The following is a 20,625-nucleotide window of genomic DNA, read 5'->3' on the forward strand; positions in this document are numbered from 1 at the left end:
GAAATGGTGCCAGATCCGCTAAACTTTCGCGGACTACACCCCGGGTGGTCGTTCTAGCACTTGTTGCCATGTAACACTGTCACAACAGCTGATGCTCCCGACCGCGCCAGCTCTTCTGGCGGATTGATCAGTTTAATGCGCACCGGAAAGCGCTGGGCAATTCGCACCCAGTTGAGGTTCTTGGGAACATAGGGCAGATTGCGTGGAATGTTGATAAGCCCCTCTGACGAGACACCCCAGCCAATACCTTCAACCGTGCCTTTGACAATGATGGAGCTGTTGGCAAGAATTCGCACATGAGCACAATCGCCCACTTTGATGCCGGCAAGTTCGGTCTCTGGAAAGGTGGCTGACGCAAACCAGCTGGATGTGTCGATGAGGGTGAAAACAGATTGGCCCGGAGCAATAATCTGCCCGGTGCCGTTGAGCACACCGACAATACGACCATCGTGGGGCGAGCGTACGACGCTGTTGTCGAGATTATGCTGGGCCAATGCCAGCGCCGCCTGCCTTGCGCGCACAAGCGCCTGGGCACTATCGAGCGTACCAACCAAAATATTGGCCGCCTCAGCCTGCTTCCGTGCTTGTATCAGACTGATCTGAGCATCGTTACGCACTGTCCTGGCGTCATCAATCTGCTGGCGGGTGACGTAACCTTTCGGACCCAGTGCCTCAAGTCGCTTAAGCGTCGCTTCCGCGAGATCCAGATTTGTTCGGGCGCGCGCAACTTGCTGGTCCGCAATCAAAGCATTCTGCGATTCTGCCTTCACAGCACGTCTTTGGGAATCAAGCGCTGCTTCAGCGATCGCAAGATCAGCAGTTGTTTGCTCCACCAGAAGCCGAAGAGGTTCGGGGTCGATGGAGAAAAGCATATCGCCTTTCTTTACGGACTGGTTCTCCTGAACCGCTATCGAAACAATTCTGCCCGGAACAGTTGCTGCAATATTGACGAGATTGGCGCCAATCACAGCGTCGTCCGAAAGGGGATTATTGTGCGCATCACGAAGATAAAGCCATGCCATCGCAAAGGCGGCGATGATGAGAGTGCCGGTTATGATCACACCGACGATACTGAATTCTCTTTTGCTATAAGCGTTGCTCGTCATATCATCGCCCATACACAAATAAAGCAAGGCCGCAGGCGACCGCTATTGCGAGTGCGGTATATGCCGTCAGGCGGAATGGAAGCAGGTCATCCACGCCAAAACGAATAAACACAACCCTAAGCAACAGTGTGATGATTATTGCGATTAAAAGACAAAGCATCCATGACGGGAAATATGCCCCGAATAAAGAGAATGACGGACCTGACACGCGCTAGGGTCTCCGCTACCTATTTCTGCCCACAACGGGTAAACCGCCGATTCTTGAACCCGATGCGAAGCTACGAAAATTGATAAGCGGCTTCAAGCGGCATGATCAATGACATGTAGAATGCTTGACTGATTATTCCGAATTCCGCTCGATTTACTAAGTCCTTTCTGCCGAGGTGCTCTCACTATTCCCGGCATTAAAGGGACCATAAAATCCCAGAAGGCTAAACTGGACACACTTGTCCATCTTTTCTCGTCCGGACAAACAACCCGGACGAGTTCTCTGAGAACTGACTCAGTGCAAGAAGTTTCAGAAGCTAGCAGTCAAAGATGCATAAAAGGTACGGCCGGGTCCCGGCTGCTGAACGAGACTGAGTGGATCAACATAATATTTGTCGGTAAGATTTTCGACCCTGACTGCGGCTGTATAATTCTCATTGAGCTTGTATTCAACAAACAGATCAACGAGCGTATATGGCTCCCATTCGATCTGCCTTATGAATTGAGACATGCCCTGCGCAGTTGCGTCGCCGTGACCGATTGCACGATTGGAAACATGGGATACCCGACCACCTACGGTAAGAGCCTCTTCGAGGAACTTCTGGGTCAAAGTCAAATCGATACCGTATTTGGGCGGAACAGCGTTGGTTGAATAATCCGCATAAAGCGATTTGTCTTCGCAGGTCTCTGAAGTTCTGCAAAATTCCACATTCAGGTAATAATTTGCTGCAAGCTCTGCAGTAAATCCACCCAGATCATAACGTGCAGAAAGCTCAAGTCCGGAGAATTTAGCGCGATCAATATTGAAAATACGCATTCCCGGATAAATTTTGTTCGGATCCCTGTACCACTCGCGGGCGATGTAATCGTGCACATCCCAGTTGAAATAACCAAGCTTCACCATTGCCTGATCGGTATCAGCGATGAGACTATCTTCAACAAAGTTTACACCAACTTCCCAGTTGTTTGAACGCTCCGCTTTCGTATCGGCATTTACATTCATACTAAAAGCCGTAACGGATTCCATAATGCTTGGAGCGCGAAGAGTGCTGGAGTAATTTGCATAAAACTGTGTGCCTTTGACCGGTTCGATCGTTACACCGACGGACGGACTGAAGCCCCCTTCTTTAACGGCTGCCATAGAGTAATCCATCTCGGGCAAAATAACCGTAGGATTACTTCTGTCCTTCGACCACATATAGGAATAGCGCAGGCCGCCGTTCAGCGTGAGCCAATCAGTTGGCTTGTATGCTGCCTTGATATACGTTGCAGCTTCTTCGCGCTTGCCATCACGCAGATCAAGCCAAGTATCCCATTTACGCGTGCCATCGGACGGAGATGTGTCTTCCAGTTTGTAGGAAGCACCGTAAGTCAGGTCGAGGTCGCCATAGGCCGTAGCATGGTGGGATTCGTTGCTGATATCTGCACCCCAGGTCCACAAATCCGGACCAGACTTGAAACCTGCCGGGGCACTGGCACTGCCGCCATAAGCAGGTGGGCTGCGCTGTTCAAGGCGCGTGACCCAGATATTCGATTTGACATTGATCAAGTCGTTATCTTCAGGGTTCCAGCGATATTTAAATGTACCGGTATGAATGTCGGCATCAGTGGTCTTGCTCTGCTGGCGAGCTCTGGCGCTAAGCCCGTTGAGATTAGATGCCATACGGTCGCCCGCGATGCTTTGGAAACCGGTATAGCCGAGTTGCACGCTATGCCCATCGCCAAACTTGAACTTGCCTTTGATCAACCAGGACTTGGTTTCAAGTTGCGTGTTGAGGACCTGTTCCCCCGCACGATAGTTCGTGAGCCCCGTATGCTCCATATATTGCGGATACCACATCCAGTTATAAGGATCACTGGGATTTAGCTGACAAGACAATGTTGAACAGACGGATGACGGGCCGCGTTCAATAACCTCGGCTGCCGAGCCATGTTTGCCAGCATAGTAATTTCCGCGTTTCCGATATGCATAGCCTGCCAACAGTTCGAACTGCTCTTCTTTCATAGCAGCGACAATGCTTCCCGAGCCGTTCGTTGGCTCCAGAAATGGTGGCCTATTCATTGTATCGTCACTGGATGTAACCGATGGAACGAACAGGCTATCGTAATCCGGTAACTCTGGGTCATTAATCTGGGGACCAGCATAACCTTTATTAATCACCTGATATCCAGCGACCGTGTCAGCAACAGGCTTGTTTGAATTAGTACCAAAACCGCCCTTCACACGAATGCCGAAACGATTGCCTTCCTTGACGATATCACCAGCTTCCACTGTACGCATCGCGACAGTACCGGCGATGCCGCTTGATGCTGCGTCCGAACCTTTCTGGATTTCAATGCCTGCAAGCAAATCTGGATCGACAAAGGTGCGGTTCGAAATGCCCTGATAGCCCTGATAGATATTGATCGCGTTTTCAGCGCCATCAATCGTCGTTTTAACGCGACCCATCCCCTGCATACCGCGGATGTTTACATCGATAGAACCAGCGCCATTGCGCGCTTCAGCAGACATTACGCCAGCTGTACCTCTGAAGATATCAGCAGGGCTGGAACCTCTAAAACGCTCAATGGACTGTTCGGAAATGTACGCTGTTGGTGCCGCTGTGTAGTAAGGTGCTTCTGTAGCCAAAACGCCATTGCCACCAGTGACCGTTATTGTGTCCAGCAAAGTGGTATTTAAGGCATCCGGAGATAACTGAATATCGCGTGTTGGATCAGCAATCGTGACGGTTGTACCGTCAATGTTATACTTTAGACCTGACCCCGACAGCAGTCTTGAGAGTGCTTGTTCAGGTGTAAAATAACCATGAACGTCCGGACTTGTTTTTCCTGCCACCAAACTCGACTGCAGCAACAATTTCAATCCTGAGCGATCTGCGAAAGCAGTCAGAGCAGTGCCCATGTTTTGCGAACGAATGTTAAACGCGATAGTTTGTGCGGAGGCCTGTTGAGCATATGCTGCGCTAAACTGAGCCATCGGAATTGTGCTGATGATCGTGACGGATGCGAACAGGCCACCCTTAATTGCGTTCCTTGAAATCGACCGCTTGCTTTTACTTGTTATTGCTTTGCGCATGGAATTTCGCCCGTCCTGATCATTTTTTTCAGCTGATCGGCTGCGTTATGCAGCCTCAACAGCCCTCACAGTCTCAAGGACGAAACGAATTTTTGAATCTTACACCAGAAATAATAAAAAACTTGATTATACTAGTCATCTAAGCTCTGAGCCTACATGATGTCTCATCGCAAGATGGTTACAAACGGCATCCGCGTGACGGATACAGGTAAAGTTTTCTCAATCGTTTCGAGCACGGTTTCGGGCTGCGCCAGATCAAATACGCCCGTTACTTCCAGAGAGCTCAGCTGGTTGTCGGCAATAAGAATTTTGCCAGAGCGATATCTTGATAAAGCTGTAACGACATCACCAAGCGGCTTGGCATTGAAGATCAGTTTCCCACGACGCCAGGCCGTCTCGACATCTGCATCAATTTCTTCCGGCGCTGATGGCGCGCTATCTGGCCGGTAGGTCACACGCTGATTAGCGTGTGCTCTGACAGAGTGTCCATCGGCCTCAGTAGTCCTTACTCCACTCGAAACATCGACTATGCCTTCGGACACCGTAATAACGACCTGTCGGGGACGTATATCGATGTCAAACTCGGTTCCGACAGCACGGGTTTCGCCGCCATTTGCTTCAACGATGAAAGGACGTGATGCGTCTTTCGCAACCTGAAACAATGCTTGTCCTTCAAATAAGAAAATACGGCGTTCCCGCCTGTTTAACTCCGTCGAAAAAGCTGAATTTCCGTTCATAACCACGGTCGAGCCATCGTCTAACCGCACCGTCTTTTGTTGGGCCGTACTGGTTACATAATCGGCATAAAGGCGTGGTCCGAAAAAGCCTACACGTTGGAAGGCCAACCCGGTTGCGCCAATTAGTGACACACCCAGAATGGCTCTGCGTGTGAATCGTCCATTGCGTTGAGCTTTGTGTGTCCGTCGCTCCGTCGCACCAATACCGTGCCAAAGGCTCTCAGCTTCCAGCGCAGCCAGTTCATGTTCATTGCTTTGTTGACGCCATAGGTTGAATTGGGCGTGATCGTCTAAAGTAGCGCGTTCTGAGCTCAGTTTAACAACCCAGTCAATCGCTGCGTTGCTAAGACCGATATCGACGTCAAACTTTTTTCTGTCATGAACCATGTGATGACTAGTGCTCGAAAAAATGCAATTTCGCCAGACGAACTGAAACGCACTTACCCTTTATATGACGAAACAATAGATCGAAACTTGCACCGCACAGTGCAAAATTATTGAAGATTCCTAAAATGATCTCGACAATGGCGAAGCGATTGCGCCAGATAGCGCGCCACCATGCTTTCAGAAACCCCAAGTTGATTGGCAATTTCTCTGTGAGAAAGACAATCACATCGAGCAAGAAGTAGCGCGGAACGTGCCTTTTGGGGAAGCTGCATAAGCGCAATTGCAAGTTGGCGGAGATTGTCGCGATCCAGCGCAAAAGTTTCGGGTGAAGGATAACTATCGGCTATCACCTCAAGCACCTGTTCGTCACTGATGCAAAGTGCATTATGACGTCTATCTTTACGCACCAGATCAATTGCGATGTTGCCTGCAATTCTGAGGATAAAAGCGCGTTGGTCACGAATTTCCTGAGGGTTGCTTTTTATTGAGCAAAGTCTGAACCAAGTCTCCTGCAGCGCATCTTCCGTCAATTCATGAGAATTGACACGCCTTTTAAGCGTGTCACGCAGCCATTTCAGTTGTCGGAGATAAACTGAAATAAGCTCATGCGTGTTTTCGGTCGACTGTAACGTCATGTGCGATGAATGCCTTGAGTTGGGATATCACAATCGGGCATGCTTTTAGTCAAAAGAAATGCGTCACGCAATACTATACTTATTAACTCCACTTTTGATCGTTCAAAATTTTGTCCTATCCGACCTCGTTTTGGATGTCGGAACAGGAGCTGAAATAACGAGGCGACTGTGTCGGAGCCACGGCCTGACGTCCGGGGAAAAGTGAAACTAGCCACTACCCAAGCCTGCACATACTGGCTGACTTGCGCTCAGCAATTCGACGTGCGCGCCATGTTCCGAGCGCCGCGTCATTCCATTCGGAACACAGCGGTAGCCCTGTGAATTCTATCAATCAGGGTCAGTGCCGCTGAAGAAAATCATTGAAAGCAGATGAATGAGCGCTGCAATATGAGCACACAGTTGATGTAGCAACAGGACATTTCTCAATGCTATTCAACGCAAAACTCTACTGATCGACTGCACGTCACAGAAAATGGTGTTCACTGTTGATCGTAATGACAAACTCATCCCGGTTCCATTTATTACCAAGGAGTGGTGTGCGACGAGGGATATTGTTGGCATAGACGGTCGAACTTCCAAGCCCATTCGAGTGCTGTCATATGAATCGCGAGACCCACCCGGTAAGCCAGCATATCTTCCACTATACGTAAGATCAGCGGAAACCCGAAATATAGCTATACGGCTTTCGCAATAATCGCGGCTTGAAAGCGAGGCGGTGATAAAGCGAGGAAAGAGACGGATGCATCGCGCTTAATCCCTCGTCCAAATTACAACGACATTAAGGTTACAGGGCCTCCGTTGGCGATATACACTGTGCTTACAATTTCATTGCCATTACGAGCTTGCAGACGATGCGTCCGTCCACTTTTATTATGAAGCTATCCTTAAAGACGCATCCGGATATGGTCATCTAATCGCGGGATGGCTTTGCCTCTATCTTTCCTGGCGCAACAACACCGAGAAGGAGAAATGCTTTGCACTCATGCAATCAATTCATCGCGTCCCTGATGGTGGTGGCTTCCCTGCTGTCTCCGGCCGCTTCTATGGCTGAACAGATAGCAAAGTTCGAGCCCCTGACAATTCAGGAACAGGGAAGCCTGGCCGTTGGCGGGACGGTGGTGAGGACGCCAGGCACGTACAACAATAACAATCCGACCGCCGAAGGGCAGAGCTTCCATGGCGATCACCTCCACGCCTTTTATCAGATTCCCCAGGATCCGAAGCCATTGCCGATCGTCATGTTGCATGGTGCCTACCAGTCGGGTCGCAGCTGGGAAACGACGTCGGACGGGCGCGAAGGTTTCCAGACAATGTTTCTGCGACTGCATTTTCCTGTCTATGTCGTGGATCAGCCACGTCGTGGCAGGGCGGGCAACAGTACCGTCGCTGCGAGCGTCGAGCCTGTTCCGTTCGACCAGTTGTTCTTCGACCAGTTCCGTATCGGCAAATGGCCTGATTATTTCGAGAGCGTCCAGTTCGACCGCAAGCCGGAGACGCTGGACCAATTCTTTCGCTCGGTGACGCCCAACACCGGACCCTACGACGCTGCGGTCATCTCAGATGCGTTGGCGGCTCTGTTCGAAAGGACCGGACCCGGCATCTTGTTCTCGCACTCGCAGGCGGGTGGTCCCGGCTGGCTGGCGGCCATCAAGAGCCAGAATGTCAAGGGGATCGTCGCGCTGGAACCCGGTAGCGGCTTCATCTTCCCTGAGGGCGAGTTGCCCCCGGAAATGCCCAGCGCCGCTGGCACGTTGAAGCCTGATGCCGTGCCTCTGGCTGATTTCGAGAAGCTCACCCGCATCCCGATCATCATCTACTACGGGGACAATTTTCCGGTCGAGCCGACCACGGAACGTGGCCAGGACAACTGGCGTGTGCGGCTCGCCATGGCGAAGGTCTGGGTTGAGGCGATCAACAAGCGCGGCGGCGATGCCAGGCTGGTGCACCTGCCAGATATCGGCATCCGCGGTAACACGCACTTCCTCATGTCCGACCTGAACAATGCCGAGATCGCCGACCAGATATCGAAATTTCTCACCGAAAAGAAGCTTGACGGAACGACATAGCGACCTCTTTTGCGAGGTCGTGAACCCGCCATCCACAGCGTGGAAAGGGTTCCGAAATGAGCGACGAAACCATCGATCGTTGCCGTGTTCTCCGTTCTGCGCTGGCCGATGCTCATGGGCGTGGCGTGCAATCGCTGGCCTCCCCATCGGGCTTACCTGCTATATGATGAAATGGCTTCAGCGGCCGCGATAACGAAGAATGTTCGCTAGGAGTGCCAGCGCCGGCGATTGCTGCCGTCGGCTTGGGTAATAGAGATGATAGCCGGGAAACCAGGGGCACCAATCCTCCAGAACCCGGATGAGCCGCCCGTCGGTGATGTAGGGGAGCGCTTGATCTTCGGGCATATAGGCTATGCCAAGACCATCCAGGGCTGATGACAACCGCATGGCGAGGCTGTTGAATATGAGCTGTCCTTCGCCGCGAACCTTCACTTCACGGCCCTTCTTTTCCAGACCCCAGCTGAACACTCCGCCATAAGTTGGCAGGCGAATGTTGATGCAGTTATGCGCAGCCATGTCTTGGGGTGTCTTTGGGATCGGGTATCGCTTGAAATATTCGGGCGAAGCGACAACCGCCATTCGCATCTGGGGGCCGATAGGTACCGCGATCATGTCTTTTGCTACCTGCTCGCCCATGCGCACACCTGCGTCAAAGCCTTCCTTGACGATATCGGTGAGGCCATAGTCGATGATAATCTCGACCTTGATATCCGGATAATCCGGCAGGATACTTTTCAGCGCCGGTTGCAGGACCGAGATTGCCGGATGCTCGCCAGCCGTGATGCGTATAGTACCGGCTGGTTTGTCGCGAAACGCACTCAGTGCGGCCAGTTCAGCTTCTATTTCCTCGAAGCGGGGGGTGATGGTTCGCAGCAGGCGTTCGCCAGCTTCGGTTGGAGCAACGCTGCGTGTCGTGCGAGTCAGGAGCCGCACTCCCAGTCGCTCCTCGAGATTGCGGATTGTCTGACTGAGCGCGGAAGGTGAAACACGCAGCTTTGCGGCAGCGCGGGTAAAGCTGCGCTCCCGGGCAACGGTTCCGAATACGGCAAGATCTTTCAGATTTTCCATCTTGATTTGTTAGCTCCGCTAAAAGGCCTATTCGAATTATAGCATCTTATCGCGGATATCAGCAGGCACTAAACTTCAGTTAACGATGGATAAAGAGATCAAGTGAGTTAGGGCGTACCAGGTGAAGCCATTGGTCAAGATCACTCGCCGAACAATGCTGGCGACGCCGGCGCTGCTATCCTTTGCCGACAACTCCGTCGCGACGGTTAGCGAAGAGCTTGTCGACGTCGGGTCGGAAACGTGTGTCGCTTATTTTACGCGAACCGGAAACACCGCCGTGATTGCGCGTCAAATTTGTCGTGCCGTCGGCGCAAACCTCTTTGAAATCAGGCCGACAGAACCCTATCCGGAAGACTACGAGGAAACGGTTGCGCAGTCACAGCGCGAACGTGACGCGGGCTTTGAGCCGGAGCTGTTAGAGACGGTCGCAGATATGTCCACCTACCGTACGGTATATCTCGGCTTTCCAATCTGGAGCCAGACTGCCCCGCCGGTAATTCGCTCCTTTCTTTCAGCCCACGACCTGTCGGGCAAACGGCTGGTGCCCTTCGTCACACATGGTGGTTACGGGCTTGGCAACAGCCAGTCAGTACTCGCCGAACAGGCCCCTGATGCGCTCCTCAAAGAGAGTTTTTCTATCGAAGCTGACCAAGAGCGTCGAACACTCACACAAGTGACCAGATGGCTGGCCGCGTCGCGACGTTAAAGCCAGGCCAAAATACATGATTGGAGAAAGTCTATGAAGCAACGCAAACTTGGAAATGCCCTCGAAGTCTCAGCCCTTGGCCTCGGCTGCATGGGTATGACGGGAGTTTATGGAGCGAACGCCGAAAAGAGCGATATGATTAAGCTCATCCATGCTGCGCATGACCGTGGCGTCACGATGTTCGACACTGCCGAAGCCTATGGGCCGTTCGCCAATGAGGCGCTGCTCGGTGAAGCGCTGCAGCCAATTCGCGACAAGGTAGTAATCGCCACCAAGTTCGGCTTCGATATAGACCTCGAAACGGGCGCGCGCAGTGGCGGTACTAACAGTCGGCCTGATCATATCAAAGCGGTGGCAGACGCGGCACTGAAGCGTTTGAAGACAGATCGCATCGATCTCTTTTACCAGCACCGTGTTGATCCCGAAGTGCCAATCGAAGATGTTGCGGGAGCAGTTAAGGAGTTGATTGCGGCCGGTAAGATCAAGCATTTCGGACTGTCGGAAGCCGGTGTCCAGACCATCCGTCGCGCTCATGCCGTCCAGCCCGTCACCGCAGTGCAAAGCGAATATTCACTGTTCTGGCGCGGCCCAGAGGCGGAACTAATTCCGACCCTTGAGGAGCTCGGCATAGGCTTTGTTCCCTTCAGCCCGCTTGGGGCAGGTTTCCTCACGGGTAAGATCGATGCGAATACGACTTTCGAGCAGGGGGACTTTCGAAATATCGTGCCGCGTTTCGCGCCGGAGTTCCGGAAATCCAATATGGAATTGGTCGGCGTGGTGAAATGTGTTGCTGATCGCAAAGGTGTTACCCCTGCCCAGATCGCGCTCGCCTGGTTGCTGGCGCAGAAACCTTGGATTGTACCGATCCCAGGGACGACGAAGCTTCATCGCTTGGACGAAAATCTTGGGGCGGTTGAATTTGATCTGACAGCGGACGATCTTGTAGAAATTGATGCCAAGGCTTCAAAGATCAAACTCAAGGGCGAGCGTTTGCCTGAGGCCGTTCTGAAAATGACCGGTCGGTAAAATGAAATGCCCCACTCCCGTCTGCCTTCCGCATGGTTCGCGACATCACTTGTGATAGCTTCTATCGACGCGATCGCTGGATAAGTCGGTTCGGCGGGTGTCAAAGCGGACGACCACACATTGCTGGCTGGCCGCGGTGTTTTGGAAGTGCGCGAGGTTTATTGCAGCATCCGAACCATTTCGAAGGCGCGTTGAGCCGCCAGCTCTGGATCATGTTTCGAATCTTCGAAAGCACGCAAAACGAATTGTGCTAAAAGATTTTCGCTTTCGGAGGAGTGAGGAATACTGCCCAACAATTCGCAGCAAAGAGTGTATGATCTTTGTACGCATTTGAGCTCATCTGGCGTAAAGATGGTCTTATAAAGCTCGCTAGTAAATGGCATGACCCGATCCCCTTGCAGAAATTAAAGGTCCTGGAGATACTAAACTGCAAGGAATCTTTCGTTTAGATGCGATTATTGATCTTGGAAACATCCAACAGTTTAACCTGTTCCGGTCCATCTTCTCCCTTATTTTGCAGCAGATGGTTTCACTTCTATGTGCGTGTATGGCAATCATAGCCCCCTCGCGGCCGCGTTATTCAACTTATATGGCTGTCGCGATGATCATCGAGCTTCGTTTCATATTGTAGGCGATGGTGGTCAGGCGAATTTGAACGCATATTCTGGCTACCTACCTCCTCGCCCTCGCATCCAATGCAAGCCTAATCGTCGTTGGTGTTGATGGGTATGATGGCGGTCTGCTCGGCAATTGCCGCATCCGCGCTGGCACTAATATCGGCCTTGAAACCATGGACACCAGGGTGCCCTTGTGTTTAGCTCCTGGTTGCATGCTCACTGGCGAAGCAATAATTTCAGCGCTAATGATCCCGATATCTTGAGTTATCACCGTTACCCGCATTGTCGAGTGGCCCCTAACATAAGAGGCTTGATGCCATCAGAGCTACGATCTGTACCTCCGATGGATTTTGAAATATTACGAGCCGCAGTTGTTACGAAATGGCTGACGCAGAGCAGTTCGCATCAACGCCACTCGTCCCCCATCTAAAAGCGGTTCCGGGAAATTCCAGATCGAAATGCGCGCGCTTTAGAAGCGCATTTGTGATGACAGCGCTTCTCCAGGCCATCAGGCTTAATTGCGGCTCGGCGATACCGTGGCAATGCCTGCCAGCGTTGAGCACAAAGATCCGGCGGTCGGCTGGCCCGTTCCAGTCGAGAGCGAAATCCGCGCCGACACGCAAAGACCTGCCTTCGACAATTGACAGCCGGTCCTGAATTGCAGAGAGGCACTCAGGCAGCGAAAATTTGTAGCCTGTGGCAAAGATCAGATGATCGGCGCTCAGCATCTCGATCGTGCCGTCGAAACCGTTGCGCATCACGATCGACAGGCTTGCGCTATCCTGCTTGAGGTCAAGAACTTCCCGGTATGGAAGCAGGGTGGCCTGTAGGGCATCGCCATCCAGATGACGCTGTTCATAGAGACGCCGATATATAGCCCTGATCGTCGAAGCGGAAATGCCATCGCTTGCGAGCTTTTGATGCTCAACGATCGCGTGCCGTCGCGGTTCGGCAAGCTGATGGAACTCGGCCACGTATTGCGGGGTGAAATGCTCGTCGGTGAACGGTGAGTCATCAAGCGGCTGGAAGTTCGGTCGTCTGCTGATCCAGCTGATCTCGTTATCGGAATCTCTTCGTTCCAGCAGGTGCTGGAATATCTCCGCACCGCTCTGCCCGCCGCCGATAACCACAATCCTCTTGCCTTTCAGCGTATCCAGTTTCTGTACGGCTTCGCTTGAATGGAATGCGCGATCACCGATCACCGATCCGGCCCATTCAGGTACATAGGGCTTCAATCCCACACCGAGGGAGAGATTGCGGGCCGTTCGGACCTCATTATCGAAGGTCAGCTGGAAATGGTTGCCGCTAAACGTAACCTCACGGATATTCTGACCAAAGTTCAGGCTCGGAATGTTCCCTGCAGCCCAAGACAGATATCGCGCAAACTCCTTGCGGGGAATGGCGTCGTAGTCAGCGTTGAGAAACTCATAGAACCGTTTATGAGCAACCAGATAGGCTGCAAATGTCCACGGGCTCGTCGGGTTCGTGGCCGTAACCAGATCCTTCATGAAAGAGGTCTGGAGTTCTGCGCCGGGCAGCATCATGCCTGGGTGCCAGTCGAATTTGGGTTTGCGATCAAAAAATTGGACATTTACGCCGTCGATTGAATCCAGCTGCGCCGCCAGGCTGAGATTGAATGGACCAACGCCAATTCCGCACAGATCAAGAATGGAATGTGTCATACTGAAACTCCTTCATTGATATAAGTTTGCGCCCTCCGGGAGGAGAAAGACGCCATTTCCGCGAGGTAAAGAGGATTGTTCAACTCGGTACCAAGAGCGGGAACTGGCCGCTCATTGGTGTCGCCATAGCCGATCGCAAGACGAACGCGATTAATCGCTATGCGCGGTATTTTCGGAAGAAACAGATCAAAAAGTTTATATCGCTCGGCCAGTTTCGGATGGCTTTGCTGATAAAGCCTCAACCGGGCTGAGAGGCGTGTGTAGAAAGATAATTCGGGATAGCTATCGTGAGCGACCAGTGCTTCGGAAAGAAACCGCAGCACGCTCGCAAAATGCCCGGTCTGGAGATGCTGCTGCAGATGGGCCGCCGGTCGGCGTTTCAACGTCGCCTTTACATCTGCGGGGAGTGTTGCCAGCTCTAGAAACTCTTGGTCAATCAGATCGGTGTCACCTTGGAAATCCTTGATCGCCACACCGGCAGGAATGTCGCCGTCCAGAAGAAGCGTGATATTCTGGCCATGCGCAATGAACCCAACCCCATAACAACACAAGAAATGGTAGAGCGGGACTGCGACTGCATCGAAGAGACGTTCGAGCCATTGATCATGGGACAGGCCGGATCGTTCGATCAGGGCGCTTATAATGGGACGCCCCGCATTATCAGACTGCGCCAATGCTCCCATCATCATGGGACGCCACCCTTGCGGCAAATGCTTTTCCGGGCTCTCCCGCCAGATGGCCCCCAGCATCTCGCAAAACTGATAGGGTGCGCCTTTCAGTGCTGCAAAGTGCGGATGAGGGTAAAATGCACCGGCGACTTCCTGCAGAATCCGGACATTTTTCAGCGCCGGATCGTTTTCGGCTGTTTCAGCCAGCCAGTTAGACAGCTGTGGTCCGATCCGCATATATTTTCCGGGGACGCCGCGCCAGGCAGACGTATTCAGGATGGTAAGCGGCAGTTTGACATGAAGGGCTCGTCGGCGAACCTGATTGGCGAGTGTCCGTAGGGACTGTTGCGCAATATAGGCATCGCCGAAATAACCAAGCGGCACCAGTCGTCCGGCAGCGATCTCACTGGCATATTGGCTGACGATCATCGATTGCCATTGCCAAGGATGGACGGGCAGCAGCATATGCGTGTCGAGGCTGACACCCGCATCACACATCGCAGCAAGCAGATTGTCTCGTTCTCCTGTGCCGAGGCATTCGGCTAGCAACTCAGGCTCTGCAAGATCGTGTGCAAGTGCGAACTGGCAATGACTGCGTGCGGCGGCGAGCCAGAAAAGCTGGATCGGCGCGTCGAATTCCGGCGCATAGGCTTCAATATCCTGCAATCCCCAGCCCAGCCGCCCCTTGTTTGCCGGTGCCTTGGGATGGCCGTCAAGAAGCGTCTGCAACTCCATATCGGACAGGCTTGCCAGCTCTTCTGAATTAAAGACGGAACGGCGCGCCACAATGCGGACATCTGCCATCAGCGTGTTGTAAAGCTCCTTTGCATAAGTGCAGAACGTGGCAGGCGAAATCTCCAGAACATCACGCGCATCTGCCAGAAAGCCGACTGCGTCATTTGCCGGGGCTTCTTCTGCCGGTGTCACTCGGACAAGGCTTTTCGGATCTATATGCAATTGCCCCCAGATGCGACGGCGCGCTTCAAAACGGTAGGAAACAGCATCGCCAAGCGTCAGTTTCCATGTCGTTTCTGCCTTGTTCAAAGCCACGGGCGCAAAGCCTTCCTCATACGATAATTCCGAGATGGTTTTGGCAATGGCTGTTCGGTTCACTATTCCCCATATCTCGTCATCAACCGCTTTGCGGCCCGGAAGCGGGCCAAGAAGAGCCCCGGAGACTGGTTGACGGTTCATAACGGCACCTCCTTGAAAAAGCGGTCCCGTTCACAACACACCAGAGCGGCGCGCTTGTGAGGAAAATCAAATTCCTTCACCTTGTCATAGGCCACATCTGCGCAATAGCTGAGCATCTTCTGGTGGGATGCCCGTGGCTCACCAACGATGCGTTGCGTTCGAGGCTCATCAAGGAACAGATAGTGGGTAACCGAGCGAAAAAGTGCGAGCGTCTTGGGGCGGCCAAGGTGTCGGGGATTGCCGATCAGGCCATGCCAGCCGCGATCGAAATCCTCGCTCTCATAATGCGGACCGAGACGATCCTCACGCGCCCAGTAGAATTCGAAATAGCCAGTCGGCTCGTTATCAAAATTCGCGATAACACCAAAGATATGCGGGTCACGCTCCTGGTCCAGAAGATAGGTCTCGAGCGCCTCCGGGCTTTGTGCAAGCTCCCAGAAAAAGGAGACGCGTCCTTGGTTCATCCAGCCATAGAACAGGTCCATATCCGTACGGCGATCGATGGGACGGAAGGAAACGGTCTTGTTCAACTCCGGTATCCAACGTTCGTAAAACACACCGGATGGACGAGGAGGACGAAGTAATGGCAGCCGGTCAGCCGGGCCAAGCGCCGATCGGATACTGGGATAAGGCATATGCGCGGCCTGCTTGCGCCACAGCAAGGGCAACTGGCGTAAAACATTGCGATCCACTATGGACAGCCCTTCGGCTTCCCGCAGAGCCAAAGCATTGACCTGAGGAAGTTCGCTGGCCGACGGCAGCGCCAAAGATGGAATGTCGGGAAAACGCAGAAACACCGCATCCAACAGGGCAGCAAGCAGCACGGTCGCATCGCTATGCAAAGGATCGAGTCTGACATCTCGTAGCGTGATTGTTTGCCGGTCGAAATTGAGGTTTGCTTCGGCGCGAAACGCTCCGGCGTCGCCGAACAGGGATATACGTCCGCTCTTGTCCAGCCTTGCAGCAAGTCGCTCGGAATGCGTCGCGCAATAATGCCAGGATAATTCACCACCTATTTCTGCGTGTGGCGAAAGGCGTTCATAGTCACTGCTCTTTGTTTGAACATTCATGGATTCACCGTGTCAAAAGGGGGTTGGGAAACTGGATGTAAGAGGCGAGGGGATCGGTCACGTCTGTGTTTTCATTGACGTTTCCGGCAGAAATCATGAAATTTCCCTTGGCGACCAGAGTGGGGCTGTGAAGGAGATAATCCAGCGCGGTCTTGTCCCGCACAGGCTGCTTCCTAAGCTGTTCCAGAAAGCGCCGCAGGGCCGCAAAAAGTTCGTTTTCATCAATGAAACGCGCTGAGCCGAGCGCGGCGATAAGTGCAAAAACGCCGTTGATGAATAGATAATACCCAACCAGTTGAGCAGCTTCGTCACTGTCGAAGACATGGTCGGTCGCAGCACCTGCTTCCGGCAGGTGTTCTTGCAGAAACGGCAAGAACGAGCGGACGTAACCCGTACCCTGACAATCACGGAAATAGAGTGCATTCGGCCAGCCGTCCTGGAGACCAAGAACGAGATTTTGCTGATGAGCGCCAAAAAGCAGGCCGTAATCACCCTGGGCAATCATGAAAGGTGCAATGGCAACATCCAGAAAGCGTTCGAACCAACGCTTCGCCACGTCGCTCTCTGAAGCGCCCTCCGATGCAGCGATCCGGCTTATGAGGTCTGCGACATGGCTGCCATTCCCATCTGGATGGCGTTCGCAAAGCGCTGCAAGAACGGCCGCGTGCGGTTGCTGCTCACCGCGAAACGGGTTCTCGCGGAAAACTGCAATCGTTTCATTGTCGATGGAACCGTCTGGCAAAAGCAGGGATATCCAGCCCGGCTCGCCCATGATGTGAAAATCTGGAAAGCGTTTTTTCAGAGCCTCGCCAATAGTTCCCGTTATGAGCCGATGGACGTTGATGCCCCGCAGGCATTCGCTTGGTTCTACGATGCGACGCGAATTGGTCAGTCGGAGACTGAGCGAGAACTTGAGCATCCAGTCGCTCTCGCGGGAATATATAGCGCGTAACGAGCTGGTCGCGCGCCAGTCGGGGCCGCCGCTGCCAAGATCGGTTATCTTGCCCTGACGCTTTAATCGCTGGATATCCGGGCGTAGCGAAAGGCGCGCCGCCTGCCATGGATGCAATGGAATAAGCCGTCGTCCGGCTGCTTTATCAATCAACCGGGTCTCCGATGTAATGGATGCGATAGCATCGGCTACGTCGAAGCCATCAGCCGCTCCCTGTGCCAGCAGTTCTGGTTCGACCGCCCACCACCGCAAAGCAAAGGCATTGCCATATTCCGGACCGAAGCGGCGGTTGTCTTCGTCAGTGAATTCATCCCGGCTACGTGGAAACGGGTGTACTGCATGGCCGAACCGCAACGCTTTCTCTGCCTCAATGAAATCAGGATCGGATTCAGCAAAAGGTCGTTCATCGGCGGTTTCCCGGAGGAGGCGGGTGATTGACCGCATGCTGTCCAGTACTCTTTGCTGAAAGAGTAGTTTCGCATCGGGGGAAACGCCGCCGCCGATCTCATTCTCCTTGAGAAGCAGAAGCGCCAGTTCCGGCAAACTTATGGGTTCCAACCGGTCGCCATTAGATTTCCACATGGGCGTGCCGAAACAATGATATCCGGCAAGCGACCAGAAAATTACAGGCACCCTGACCTCTGTATCTGAAGCTGCAAGATTCAGAAGCAGGAATTTTTTTGTGATTTTGTACGGATTTGACAGGTTTTTTTTTATTATTTCCCAATTTTCCCATTCTCTTATTAGAGAATTAAGTAATATATTTTCCGATACAGAGAAGTAATTCGTATTAATTACTCTGTTCATTTCGCTTCTCCGAAATAATTTCAGATTTTTATTTACATGTTATGTTGACGTTGCTAACGGTATCGAAAATTAAACATGCGGTGATTTCCATGATTATCGATGCGACTGCGCGTAAAATATCTTCTCGTCTCTCGATTGCCGTTTCGACTATTGGCTTTAATCAGACAGCATTCATTGCCCTTGTCCCGCTCATCGCGACTGCGACGGGTCTGCAAACGGGTGAAATCGGTCTTACGGCGGGTCTTGGTGCAGTGGCCTTCGTTGTCAGTGCTCCTTTGTGCGGAATGCTCGGCACTCGAATTGGTGCGCGGCGCGCTTTGTATTGGCTGGGGCTCGTACTTCTGCTGGCGCAGCTCATCTTTCTGGTGCTGATGATGACAGGTCCGCTGCCCTATGTGATGGCTCTCGGCTTGCTCGTAATGTCGCGCTTCGTCTATGGGGCGGCATCCGCTGGAATTATGCCGATTGCTCAAGCCTGGATTTCCGGATTGTTGCCGCAAAAGGAGCGCACCGTTGCTTTGGCACGGCTCAGTGCTGGTCTCAGCATTGGCCGCATTCTGGGTTCGGCTGCGGCAGTGACCGCCAGTGTCACGCCGCTTCTGCCACTTATGCTGCTTGTTGCAAGTCCGCTCAGTCTCCTGCTGGTGCCTGCTGCGAACGACACTGTTGGCAAAGCTGATCCGCGTTCCGATAGCAGAGCATATCTTTCTCCATTCGACGGACGCATGCTGCCGTTTCTCGGACTTGGATTTCTGGTCACGATGTCTTTCGGACACGTTCAGATGATCCTCGGGCCGTTGCTGCAACTGCGTCTTGCTATCGGTCCGGTCGAGGCGACGGCTGCTTCGGGGATCACGCTGATCGTCGTCGCGCTCGCGATGATCGCGACGCAGATACTGGTCATTCCCCGGTTGCGGCTCGGCAATAGGAGCTGTGTTATCCTTGGCACAGTTCTTCTGGCTGCTGGTGTCCTGCTCGTGGCGGCGACACCTCTCGCATATGCAAGTTTGAGCGGACTGGTGATGGGGGGCGTAGGAATGGCGATTGCCACGCCCAACTATCTTGGATGGCTCACCGGCCAGATGGAGCAGGGAGAACAGGGTGCTGCTGCCGGCTGGCTTGCAAGTGCGCATGTACTTGGCCAGGGAGCGGGCGCGATCTCCGGCGGCTATTTTTTCACAGTCTCTGCGCAGGCACCGCTTTTTGCCAGCGCGACCCTTGCTGCCACGGCGGCGCTTCTCGCCTTCACGATGAGGGCACGAGATGCATGAAGAAGAGGGATGCCGGATCATGACTGCTCCCTGCGAATGGCAACAGCACCTGTGGTCGGTAGTGTCTTGAGCATGCTAATCGTTGCGAGAACGGCCAGCCCCGAAAGCGCTGCGGCCAGAGCGAAGAGAAGGCCGTAGCCCAGTCGATCTGCAAGGATGCCTGAAACCATCGAGCCAGCCAGATAGACAACAATCTGCGCGCAGGCGAGGATCGTAAAATCAGTTCCGGGCTGATCGGGCGATGTGACGCTCATGAAAAGGCTGTAGAGCGCAACGATCTCCATGTACCGGATGATCGTCTGAAATGCCGATGCCCCGTAAAGCGGCCAGATTCCACCCAGTGCGCCGAAGGCATGCAGGGTGAACAGCAGGAAGCAGATTGTTCTCAAGCCCCCCAGAAGCCCAAGCACAGCGGCGACACCATTGCGCCTAAGAAGAACGGCGGCGATAGCAGAGCCGGCAATGCCTGCGGTTGCTGCGGCGGCACCCGACAGGTAGCCGATCACGTCGAGCGGAACGCCGGCATCCACCAGATAAGGTCCCTCCATGGCTTTCATCAGCCCTTCGCTGGCCCGATAGATCAGTGCGATCCACAGGATCTGCCGTGCTTCGGCGCGGCGTAGGAAATGCATGATCGAAGGACGTGAAAGAGCTTGCCCGTCGAGCAAAGGTGCTGGATCGGTTTCCCGCATCGACAAGGCGGCGATCAGAGGAATGAGCGAAAGAAACGCGATCGTGCCAAGCATGATCGCCCAGCCTGCGTGGTGATAAAGAACCAGTCCCAGCGTTCCGCCGATCAGCACGCCGAATGCGACCGCACCACCCTGGATGGCGTTGCCAAGAGGCCTGTCTGTCTCATCAAGATATTTTGCAGCATAGCCGTCGGTTGCGATGTCCTGTGTGGCGAGCAAAAGCGATGCGATAAAGCCGACAACGAAAATCCCGGTTACATTATCCGGTCCCAGCGGGATGAGACACACAATGGCTGCAATGATCCCGCTTTGCGTAAGGACGACCCAACCGGCACGGTGAGAGCGTGCCCATGGCCTGAAGCGGTCGACCAGAGGTGCCCATGCAAATTTCAGGACCATGGGCAGAAGTAGAATGGAAAACATACCGATGGCGGTGCGTGACACATTCTGCTCTCGTAAGATGGGAGGCAGGGCGGCAGCAAACAGATAGGTCGGAATGCCCTGAGCCAGATAGAGCCCTGCAAGGACACAGAACAACCGTGTCCGTGATGAGGGGCGGGCGATGGAAGAGGGGGCAATCGTCATCGCCGATAGCCCTTGTCGGATTCCCGGCCTGCCGAGCAGGCCGTGGTACTGATAAGCTTCTTCATCGCACGAC

Annotated in this window: 16 protein-coding genes; 4 read left to right on the plus strand and 12 right to left on the minus strand. The window is 53.4% G+C overall.

Annotated elements, in window-relative coordinates; genetic code table 11:
• Positions 1–53: 53 nt before the first annotated feature.
• The 5 genes from mdtN to C9380_RS22665 all read right to left on the minus strand — a co-directional run bounded on the left by mdtN (position 54) and on the right by C9380_RS22665 (position 6,148).
• Positions 54–1,106, minus strand: coding sequence for a multidrug transporter subunit MdtN (gene mdtN, locus C9380_RS22645; protein ID WP_105535261.1), 1,053 nt, complete (start codon positions 1,104–1,106; stop codon positions 54–56).
• Between the two features lies 1 nt (position 1,107).
• Positions 1,108–1,314: a YtcA family lipoprotein gene (locus C9380_RS28590; protein WP_100557897.1), complete on the minus strand. Its 207-nt coding sequence runs from the start codon at positions 1,312–1,314 to the stop codon at positions 1,108–1,110.
• 309 nt (positions 1,315–1,623) lie between these two features.
• Entirely contained in the window at positions 1,624–4,290 is a 2,667-nt protein-coding gene (locus C9380_RS22655; protein WP_128094847.1) for a TonB-dependent receptor, read from the minus strand.
• A gap of 263 nt (positions 4,291–4,553) precedes the next feature.
• Positions 4,554–5,513: a FecR family protein gene (locus tag C9380_RS22660; protein ID WP_128094764.1), complete on the minus strand. Its 960-nt coding sequence runs from the start codon at positions 5,511–5,513 to the stop codon at positions 4,554–4,556.
• A gap of 107 nt (positions 5,514–5,620) precedes the next feature.
• On the minus strand, positions 5,621–6,148 hold the full coding sequence (locus C9380_RS22665; protein WP_100557894.1) for an RNA polymerase sigma factor: 528 nt from the start codon (positions 6,146–6,148) through the stop codon (positions 5,621–5,623).
• A 1,043-nt stretch (positions 6,149–7,191) separates the two neighbouring features.
• Here C9380_RS22665 and C9380_RS22670 point away from each other — a divergent pair.
• Positions 7,192–8,214: an alpha/beta hydrolase gene (locus C9380_RS22670; RefSeq protein ID WP_247877623.1), complete on the plus strand. Its 1,023-nt coding sequence runs from the start codon at positions 7,192–7,194 to the stop codon at positions 8,212–8,214.
• A gap of 177 nt (positions 8,215–8,391) precedes the next feature.
• Here the strand turns inward: C9380_RS22670 and C9380_RS22675 are convergent, their stop codons facing one another.
• On the minus strand, positions 8,392–9,282 hold the full coding sequence (locus tag C9380_RS22675; RefSeq protein WP_128094765.1) for a LysR family transcriptional regulator: 891 nt from the start codon (positions 9,280–9,282) through the stop codon (positions 8,392–8,394).
• Between the two features lie 130 nt (positions 9,283–9,412).
• On the opposite strand from C9380_RS22675, the gene C9380_RS22680 reads away from it, so the two are divergent.
• Positions 9,413–9,988 carry a flavodoxin gene (locus C9380_RS22680; protein ID WP_247877624.1) on the plus strand — a complete coding sequence of 192 codons (576 nt, stop codon included), beginning with the start codon at positions 9,413–9,415 and terminating at the stop codon, positions 9,986–9,988.
• 33 nt (positions 9,989–10,021) lie between these two features.
• Positions 10,022–11,014, plus strand: coding sequence for an aldo/keto reductase (locus C9380_RS22685; RefSeq protein ID WP_128094766.1), 993 nt, complete (start codon positions 10,022–10,024; stop codon positions 11,012–11,014).
• Positions 11,015–11,172: 158 nt separating this feature from the next.
• Here C9380_RS22685 and C9380_RS26970 read toward each other — a convergent pair whose 3' ends face one another.
• From C9380_RS26970 to C9380_RS22705, 5 genes are all read right to left on the minus strand, one after another.
• On the minus strand, positions 11,173–11,397 hold the full coding sequence (locus C9380_RS26970; protein ID WP_151081293.1) for a hypothetical protein: 225 nt from the start codon (positions 11,395–11,397) through the stop codon (positions 11,173–11,175).
• A gap of 608 nt (positions 11,398–12,005) precedes the next feature.
• Complete coding sequence (locus C9380_RS22690) at positions 12,006–13,313, minus strand: lysine N(6)-hydroxylase/L-ornithine N(5)-oxygenase family protein (RefSeq protein ID WP_128094767.1); 1,308 nt, start codon at positions 13,311–13,313, stop codon at positions 12,006–12,008.
• Complete coding sequence (locus C9380_RS22695) at positions 13,310–15,175, minus strand: IucA/IucC family protein (RefSeq protein WP_128094768.1); 1,866 nt, start codon at positions 15,173–15,175, stop codon at positions 13,310–13,312. Before C9380_RS22695 ends, C9380_RS22690 begins: the two co-directional genes overlap by 4 nt.
• Positions 15,172–16,245 carry a GNAT family N-acetyltransferase gene (locus C9380_RS22700; RefSeq protein ID WP_128094769.1) on the minus strand — a complete coding sequence of 358 codons (1,074 nt, stop codon included), beginning with the start codon at positions 16,243–16,245 and terminating at the stop codon, positions 15,172–15,174. Before C9380_RS22700 ends, C9380_RS22695 begins: the two co-directional genes overlap by 4 nt.
• 4 nt (positions 16,246–16,249) lie before the next feature.
• Positions 16,250–17,779: an IucA/IucC family protein gene (locus C9380_RS22705; protein WP_128094770.1), complete on the minus strand. Its 1,530-nt coding sequence runs from the start codon at positions 17,777–17,779 to the stop codon at positions 16,250–16,252.
• 314 nt (positions 17,780–18,093) lie between these two features.
• On the opposite strand from C9380_RS22705, the gene C9380_RS22710 reads away from it, so the two are divergent.
• Positions 18,094–19,275: an MFS transporter gene (locus tag C9380_RS22710; RefSeq protein ID WP_128094771.1), complete on the plus strand. Its 1,182-nt coding sequence runs from the start codon at positions 18,094–18,096 to the stop codon at positions 19,273–19,275.
• 17 nt (positions 19,276–19,292) lie between these two features.
• Here the strand turns inward: C9380_RS22710 and C9380_RS22715 are convergent, their stop codons facing one another.
• Complete coding sequence (locus C9380_RS22715) at positions 19,293–20,552, minus strand: MFS transporter (RefSeq protein WP_128094772.1); 1,260 nt, start codon at positions 20,550–20,552, stop codon at positions 19,293–19,295.
• Positions 20,553–20,625 lie beyond the last annotated feature (73 nt).

Origin of the sequence: Brucella pituitosa, from assembly GCF_003049685.1 — a bacterium.
GTDB classification, from domain to species: domain Bacteria; phylum Pseudomonadota; class Alphaproteobacteria; order Rhizobiales; family Rhizobiaceae; genus Brucella; species Brucella pituitosa.

Excerpts from the sequence above, each read along its gene's own strand:
- C9380_RS22715 (WP_128094772.1), bottom strand. The coding sequence starts at position 20,552 with ATGACGATTGCCCCCTCTTCCATCGCCCGCCCCTCATCACGGACACGG.
- C9380_RS22670 (WP_247877623.1), top strand. The coding sequence starts at position 7,192 with ATGGCTGAACAGATAGCAAAGTTCGAGCCCCTGACAATTCAGGAACAG.
- C9380_RS22700 (WP_128094769.1), bottom strand. The coding sequence starts at position 16,245 with ATGAATGTTCAAACAAAGAGCAGTGACTATGAACGCCTTTCGCCACAC.
- C9380_RS22675 (WP_128094765.1), bottom strand. The coding sequence starts at position 9,282 with ATGGAAAATCTGAAAGATCTTGCCGTATTCGGAACCGTTGCCCGGGAG.
- C9380_RS22655 (WP_128094847.1), bottom strand. The coding sequence starts at position 4,290 with ATGGCTCAGTTTAGCGCAGCATATGCTCAACAGGCCTCCGCACAAACT.
- C9380_RS22690 (WP_128094767.1), bottom strand. The coding sequence starts at position 13,313 with ATGACACATTCCATTCTTGATCTGTGCGGAATTGGCGTTGGTCCATTC.
- C9380_RS22705 (WP_128094770.1), bottom strand. The coding sequence starts at position 17,779 with ATGTGGAAATCTAATGGCGACCGGTTGGAACCCATAAGTTTGCCGGAA.
- C9380_RS22660 (WP_128094764.1), bottom strand. The coding sequence starts at position 5,513 with ATGGTTCATGACAGAAAAAAGTTTGACGTCGATATCGGTCTTAGCAAC.
- C9380_RS22710 (WP_128094771.1), top strand. The coding sequence starts at position 18,094 with ATGATTATCGATGCGACTGCGCGTAAAATATCTTCTCGTCTCTCGATT.
- C9380_RS22665 (WP_100557894.1), bottom strand. The coding sequence starts at position 6,148 with ATGACGTTACAGTCGACCGAAAACACGCATGAGCTTATTTCAGTTTAT.
- C9380_RS26970 (WP_151081293.1), bottom strand. The coding sequence starts at position 11,397 with ATGCCATTTACTAGCGAGCTTTATAAGACCATCTTTACGCCAGATGAG.
- mdtN (WP_105535261.1), bottom strand. The coding sequence starts at position 1,106 with ATGACGAGCAACGCTTATAGCAAAAGAGAATTCAGTATCGTCGGTGTG.
- C9380_RS22695 (WP_128094768.1), bottom strand. The coding sequence starts at position 15,175 with ATGAACCGTCAACCAGTCTCCGGGGCTCTTCTTGGCCCGCTTCCGGGC.
- C9380_RS22685 (WP_128094766.1), top strand. The coding sequence starts at position 10,022 with ATGAAGCAACGCAAACTTGGAAATGCCCTCGAAGTCTCAGCCCTTGGC.